The organism is Mesorhizobium sp. M0244 (assembly GCF_040321795.1).
GTDB lineage: Bacteria > Pseudomonadota > Alphaproteobacteria > Rhizobiales > Rhizobiaceae > Mesorhizobium.
Window position 1 is genome coordinate 1 of the sequence record NZ_JAMYSE010000172.1, and the last position, 4,795, is coordinate 4,795.

Here is a 4,795-nt window from a genome sequence, read left to right on the forward strand (position 1 = left end):
CATGAGGCTCTGCGCCGGCCAGCCGGCTTAACCCTCGTACCGTTGCATATCGGATGACGGGCCGCCCTCAGGCCCAGCAATCATAGGGACTAGGTGGCTTGTTCTCGGCGAATATCGGCCACAACCATTGGCCCCTCGCGGACGTTTTCGAGCCCCGGTCCCGACCGGGTTTGCGAGAATTTGTCCAGCGCGTTCGCGTCGTCGAATGTAGACCCGAGCATTCCAGCGCGGTGACAATCGAGGGGTCAGGCCGGCGACGTGGGGCAACGACGTATGTCCTATCCGCCCGTCTGGATGCCCGCATCGCCGTCACGCGAGACGCAGCCCATCGAGGTGTTTGAAGTTGGCGCAATCGTCCGCCTCAACCATGACGCGCCGGCCGTTCGGCGGCTTGATGGCAGGCGAGAGCGCGGTTTTCACTGCGGCGACGGCATTTTCGGTGCGCATGATCATGGAGACGTCTCGCTGATGCGTTCGCAGAGTCCCATGCATGGGCCGTGCCAGAGAAGGAAAATCTTATTAAACAATGGGTTGTCGGATTTGCGATCCTGTCGGAAATCCGACATTGAGGGGGACGCCTCACGGCGGCGCCCGATTTGCACGTCGATGTCGCCTTTTTCCGAATAGCTAATCGGGCACCTTCTGCACCAGAATATTTCTCTTATGGAGACCAGCACGAAGTCTTCATGAACGGACAGTGCAGAACCTTGTGTCTCTGCCGGACAGATCGCAATATGCCTCGTCCATCGAGGTCGGCAGTTGCAAGAGCTGCCAGATCCTTCGCCCTGTCGTGCCGTTGCGCTGGCTCGATCCCGACATCCTCCGAGGCCGCGATCATGAAGAGTGACGCAATCTCATGTCCGCCGCGAGGCCTCTCTCATGGGGAAGCAATTCTCGATGTTGGTGTCGGATCGATGCTCTTGATGAGATGGTCGCGGAGGGCGCATGCCCAGACCTAAGCGCATCAATGATTTGCGATATGGGACCTTCACCAACTGGATTGTCGAATCTCTGTAAAGATAGCCGGAAGACAATCGCGTTATGACCACTCTGCCGGTTCCAAAAGCACGTGCGCCATTCGGTGCCTGCGACTCAATCCAGGTGGAGGGATGAGGTCGCAAAGCAGTCTTGTGCACGCCCACCGGTGGGCCAGGGTGGAGCCATCGTAAACGCAGTTATTCGATGATCGCCGCCGCAGAGTCCTCAGACTGTGCCGCGCCCGACACCGGCGATGTCGTGGTCGTCGATCGCCCCGTCGCCGATGTCGATCCGACAGCTCGGCCGTTTCGCGGTGAGCTTCACTGCTTATTCCGCAGTGCCCACCGAGTGGCACAGGAGGTTCTATCAGGCGGTCACGGCTGCGTTCGTTGTCGGATCTTCGACGATGTCGGACATGAGACACAGCGCCATCAGGGTGATCGCATTGTTATGAAATGATTTTCTCATTTGGCACGACACCTGCAGCGCAGTCCGCAAAACGCGCTGCGGCACGGAAGAGGAGAATCATCCCATGATCATGCGCGCCGAATATGCGGGCGCAGCCGCGAAGCAAACTGGGCACGAGCGCTCCGCCATATCAAGCAATTCGAGCAAGATTTTTCGTAATTCAGTCCACATTTCTGAAGAGCAAGGAGAGAATATCATGGCGAGAAACCAAATGCGCGCCGCGCGGGGAGTAACAGCGGCTGTTGTCCTCATCGTGATGGGACAGCAGGCCGTCGCGGCGGACCTTGCGCAAGCGGCGAGCGTCCCGCTGGCAGGAGCCTCGGTCACGGAAGCGCCAAGCCCTTGGCAGATCCGCCTGCGTGCGTTGGGGGTCGTCACTGAGGATTCGGGCTACGTCAATGCAGTGCCCGGCTCCGATCTTTCTTATTCAAACACGGTGACGCCGGAACTCGATATCTCCTATTTCTTCGCGGACAACATCGCCGCCGAGCTTATACTCGGCACCACCTATGCCAACATCGAGGGCCAAGGAACGATCGGCGGACTGGGCAATATTGGTAAGGTTTGGCTGCTGCCACCCACGCTCACATTGCAGTATCATTTTACCGATTTCGGCGCATTCAAGCCCTATGTCGGTGCCGGCGTGAACTACACGATCTTTTATAACCAGGATGGCGGCAGTGCAGATGCTCTCCATATTAAGAACACGTTCGGCACCGCGCTGCAGGTCGGGTTCGACTACATGGTGGATCAGCACTGGGGCGTCAACTTCGACGTGAAGAAGCTTTTCCTCAAGCCAGACTTCGACGTCACGGTCGACGGCGCGAAGCAGACGGGTAAGGCTGCGCTCGATCCCTGGCTGATAGGCGCAGGTGTCACCTACCGGTTCTAACAACGAAAGGTGAAGGCGGCTGCTGATAGCCGATCTGAAAAGAAGGGCGCCTCGTGCGCCCTTTTTACGGTCGTCCCTGCACGGGCGACACTTGAAGAAGCCGTTGTCGACGGGCGGCCGCCCTCCTCCAGCGGACCAAGAAGGGTACCCTGGTCAATGCGGCCTCGACTAACGCCTGAAATGGACGTGCTTAGATGCGCTTCGGATCAGGATGGCTGTCGGGTATTGTTGATGGAATGCTAAAGTTGGGGTCTTTGCCCGGCATCATTCTCCCGGACGTCATGTCTGAGCTATGCGCCTGTGTTAGGCGAGCACGGAGCTCCTCGACGCCGACAAGATGTCTTGTTCAGCCATGCTGCGACAGCTGCTGTTCTTTTGCTGCGAGAGCGGTGGCTGGCGCCCCGGATGCATTCCTCGGCAGGCCAAGGCCTGCCTTTGCCCTGCCCCATGGCTTGACCCACGGCAAGTTGCCGCGCTCCAGGTCGGCAATGATGCGGTCGGTGATCTCCTGATAGAGGCTGGCACCCGGTCGCCCGCCCTTGCCTGCGCCAGCCTCTGTGCGGGCATCCGCTTCTTTGGCGGCGTCCCGCGGCTAATCGTTCCCGACAATCTGAAGTCTGGCGTGAATCGGTCGAGCTTCTACGACCCCGAGATCAACCGCAGCTTCGGCATGATGGCTTCGCACTACGGTGTCGGCGTTCTGCCGGCGCGACCGAAGCGACCGAAGGATAAAGCCAATGTCGAATGTGGCGTCCGTTTCGCGCAGAGCTGCATTCTCGGCCGGCTGCGTAACCAGACTTTCTTTTCCCTGGACGAAGCCAATGCCGCTATCCGGGAGGCTGTCGAGCGGATCAACACCCACGTCATGCGCCGACTGGACCAGTGCCGTCGCGACCTGTTCGAGGCGATGGAACGTCCAGCGCTCGCCGTGCTGCCGGCCGAGGAATACGAATTCGCCGAATGGCGGCTGGCGCGTGTATCGACAGACTATCATGTCGAGTTCGAGCGCTATTTCTACTCCGTGCCGCACAGCCTCATCCGAGAGCAGGTGGATGTCCGGGCGACGAGCCGAACGATCGAGATCTTCTTCAAGGGTAAACGCGTCGCGGCCCATCAGCGCCGCTATGGTGGGGCCCGTTTTGGAACCGACCCGGACCACATGCCCAGTTCGCACCGCCGCTACGCGGAATGGTCGCCGGAGCGCTTCCGGCGCTGGGCTCGTTCGATCGGTCCACAGACCGAGGGGCTCGTCATCGCCATCCTTGCCAGCCGGCCGCACCCGGAACAGGGGTTCAGAACATGCCTCGGCGTTCTCAAGCTCTACCAGGCGATCGACACGGCGCAGGCCGAAGCCGTTTCGACCCGTGCTCTCGAGATCGGCGGCCTGAACTGCAAAAGCATCAGCGCCCTCATCAAATCCCACAAAGCCTCAAGGCACACCGCCGAATCTGCCGCCGTCGGCGAGCACGCCAATCTTCGCGGCCCAGGCTACTTTCATTAAGGAGATAATCAACAAATGCTGACCAATCCCACCATCGACATGCTGCGCGAACTCGGCCTTTCCGGCATGGCAAACGCGTTCCAGGAACTGGAGACGCAGCCGGAGGCACGAGCCCTCCAGCATGGCGAATGGCTCGCCCTCCTGCTCGAACGGGAGGCGACGACGCGCCGTCAGAAGCGCTTCGAGCGCCAGAGCGCGAGCCGCCAGACTCCGTGACGACGCCCAGATCGAGAACGCCGATTTCCGGGCAACCCGCGGTCTCGATCGCAATCTGTTCATGAGGCTGGCGACATGCGACTGGATCAGACAGCGCCATAGCCTGCTCCTGATCGGACCAGCTGGCGTCGGGAAAAGCTGGCTGGCCTGCGCGCTCGGCCACAAGGCATGTCGCGAGGAGCTCTCGGTCGCGTACCACCGTGTGCCGCGCCTCTTCGCCTCGCTCGCCCTTGCCCGCGGAGACGGCCGTTACGCGAAGCTGCTCAAGAGCCTGGCCAAAACGGACTTGCTTATTTTAGACGATTGGGGGCCGGAGAAGCTCAACGACGAACAACGCCGCGATCTCCTGGAAATCGTCGAGGATCGCTACGAGAAGCGTTCCACCATCCTCACAAGTCAAATTCCCGTGGATCACTGGTATGACATGATCGGCAATCCGACCATCGCCGATGCCGTTCTCGACCGCCTTGTTCATAATGCCTATCGCATCGAACTTTCCGGCGAAAGCATGCGCAAACACAAGGTCCTGCCAGTCCCAGACGCAACTCCCGCTTGACCGAAAACGAGTTCGTCGACAAATATCGAAAAAGACCCAGAGCGCTCTAAGCCGTCCGGCTTCGCCTTGGAATCGCGTCCGGTATTCTATCGTAAGCGTCACGAGCACCGCACGACTGTCCTTGCTTGACAGAGGCAGGATTCAGATGCGGGCCGCTTTGACCCGCTTGGGCATGAAGTACGAG

3 protein-coding genes and 2 pseudogenes are annotated in these 4,795 nt (G+C 59.9%); 3 read left to right on the forward strand and 2 right to left on the reverse strand.

Going from position 1 to position 4,795, the window contains the following annotated elements:
* Positions 1 to 309: 309 nt before the first annotated feature.
* Positions 310 to 453, reverse strand: coding sequence for a hypothetical protein (locus NKJ08_RS38080; RefSeq protein WP_352786300.1), 144 nt, complete (start codon positions 451 to 453; stop codon positions 310 to 312).
* Between the two features lie 1,189 nt (positions 454 to 1,642).
* On the opposite strand from NKJ08_RS38080, the gene NKJ08_RS38085 reads away from it, so the two are divergent.
* Entirely contained in the window at positions 1,643 to 2,338 is a 696-nt protein-coding gene (locus NKJ08_RS38085; RefSeq protein WP_352786303.1) for an OmpW/AlkL family protein, read from the forward strand.
* Between the two features lie 346 nt (positions 2,339 to 2,684).
* Here the strand turns inward: NKJ08_RS38085 and NKJ08_RS39215 are convergent.
* Positions 2,685 to 2,846 (reverse strand): annotated as a pseudogene (locus NKJ08_RS39215) (ArdC-like ssDNA-binding domain-containing protein); the annotation flags it as partial.
* 114 nt (positions 2,847 to 2,960) lie between these two features.
* On the opposite strand from NKJ08_RS39215, the gene NKJ08_RS38095 reads away from it, so the two are divergent.
* Positions 2,961 to 3,839 carry a Mu transposase domain-containing protein gene (locus tag NKJ08_RS38095; RefSeq protein WP_352786301.1) on the forward strand — a complete coding sequence of 293 codons (879 nt, stop codon included), beginning with the start codon at positions 2,961 to 2,963 and terminating at the stop codon, positions 3,837 to 3,839.
* Between the two features lie 66 nt (positions 3,840 to 3,905).
* Positions 3,906 to 4,611 (forward strand): annotated as a pseudogene (istB, locus tag NKJ08_RS38100) (IS21-like element helper ATPase IstB).
* The last annotated feature ends 184 nt before the right edge of the window (positions 4,612 to 4,795 follow it).